Origin of the sequence: Kingella kingae ATCC 23330, from assembly GCF_900111845.1 — a bacterium.
Classification (GTDB): domain Bacteria; phylum Pseudomonadota; class Gammaproteobacteria; order Burkholderiales; family Neisseriaceae; genus Kingella; species Kingella kingae.
This window is the reverse complement of the sequence record NZ_FOJK01000053.1, coordinates 1-1,970: the sequence shown is the minus strand read 5'-3', so window position 1 is coordinate 1,970 and position 1,970 is coordinate 1. Positions and strand designations below refer to the sequence as shown.

At 50.6% G+C, this 1,970-nt stretch carries 2 protein-coding genes and 1 pseudogene; all 3 read left to right on the top strand.

Going from position 1 to position 1,970, the window contains the following annotated elements; genetic code table 11:
• Window positions 1–1,061, top strand: a 1,061-nt coding sequence (locus BQ5809_RS08075; protein WP_071461650.1) for a baseplate assembly protein, incomplete at its 5' end; no start/stop codon positions are given.
• Window positions 1,054–1,632: a phage tail protein gene (locus BQ5809_RS08070; protein ID WP_071461649.1), complete on the top strand. Its 579-nt coding sequence runs from the start codon at window positions 1,054–1,056 to the stop codon at window positions 1,630–1,632. The genes BQ5809_RS08075 and BQ5809_RS08070, both read left to right, overlap by 8 nt.
• Window positions 1,633–1,970: pseudogene (locus BQ5809_RS08065) on the top strand (tail fiber protein); the annotation flags it as partial.

Below are 1,970 nucleotides of genomic sequence, written 5' to 3'. Positions count from 1 at the left end.
CGGATTACGAATCACGCACAGGCAAAACGCTGCAACCTGCCCACATTGAACGCTTGCTGATTAACACATTCGCCTACCGCGAAACGCTCAACCGCCAGCAAATCAACGAAGCCTATCGGCAACAACACGTCCGTTTTGCCACAGGTTTGATGTTGGATTTATGCGGTGATGACGTGAATACGCCACGATTGGAAGCGTCCGCCGCTCGTTGCACGATACGCTTTGCCGCTACCGAATTTACCAGCGAAGTGAATATCCCCGTTGGTACGTTGGTTGCCGTAGGCGAAACCGTGTTTGCCACCACCGAACAAGGGCAACTCACCACCAGCAATCCGCAAATGGATTTGCAGGCAGCCTGCACCGCCACAGGCACAAAAGGCAACGGCTGGTCAATCGGGCAAATCAACACGCTGCAAAGTACGTTGTCGGGCGCAAACCAAATCACAGCACAAAATATCAATATCCCCACAGGTGGCGCGGAAACAGAAAGCGATGAAGCCTACCGCGAGCGTGTATTGCTTGCGCCTGAAAGTTTCTCGGTCGCAGGTTCGGTGGGCGCGTATCAGTATTGGGCGCGAGCAGTGTCGCCCGCGATTTGTGATGTTCATGTGGCGAATGCGCTGGACAGTTCGGGTAATCCGATTGGCGGTACAGTAGCGATTACGGTTTTGAGCAAAACAGGGCTACCTGAACGCGAATTGCTCACACAAATCTATAACGAAGTGTCGGGCGAAAAGAAACGCCCTTTGTGCGACAAGGTAGTGGTGAACGCGCCCGAAACGGTGGATTACACGCTCAATGCAGAACTGGTTTTGTTCACAGGCGCAAATGCACTGGAAGTAAAAACTGCCGCCGAACAAGCGTGGGAAAGTTACGAAACACGCAGACGCGAAAAATTGGGTGGCGATATTGTGCCGCTTAATGTGATGTCCGTTTTAAAAGTCGCTGGCGTATATAACGTGGTTTTGACGCAGCCGAATTGGAAAATCATCAAGCCCAATCAATGGGCAAGATGCACGGCGGTTAAATTGACCACATCAACGGAACGGCAAGATGGCTAGATTGACCTATGCAGAAATCATTGAACGCGACCAACGCTACAAAATTTTAGCGGATTTAGGGCTGCGTTTAGATTTGGCTGACACACCCAAACTCATGCCGCGTTTAGTAGATTTAGTCGCCCCCGAGCATTTGGAACTATTAGCCGAAAGCCGAAGCATTTTGAACGAGGACGGTTATTGGCTGGCTGAAAGCGACCAAGCGCGAAGACGGTTAATTAAAGGCGCGTATGAATTGCACCGCTACAAAGGCACACCGTGGGCAATCCGTGAAATCGTGCGGCGTTTGGGTTTGGGTGAAATCAATCTTGTGGAAGGCTTAAATAGCAAACAGCACAACGCCAAAATCAGCCGAGACGGCAAATACGTTTACGGACACGCCGACCGCTGGGCGCATTACCGCATTGAATTAAACCAAACCATTACCAACGACCAAGCCGCTTTATTACGCAAAACACTACACGCTTTTGCACCAGCACGTTGCGTGTTGGCAGCATTGGATTTTCGTGCTGCTGCCCTGCGCCACAACGGCACAGCCCAGCGCGACGGCACATTCAACAAAGGAACTGCATAAATGGCAAATTTAAAAGAAACCCCAGTCTGGGAAGCAGGCGTTTACCAATGGGAAACATCCGACCCTGTGATGGGTGGTGAAAATGGCATTGACAATAAGCCCACACGCCAGCTCGCCAATCGCACATCATGGCTCAAAGCAGAAATGGCTCGCATTAACGATTTAATCCATGCAAACCAGCAAACAGCTACACAACAATTCGCACTCAAAACCACCACTATCACAGCAGGAGCAGGTTTAACTGGCGGTGGCGTGTTACGCGACAATCAAACTTTGTCATTGGGTAAACCGTCCAAAATCACAGCAACCACAACCAATTTAGCCGTTAGCAATACGCA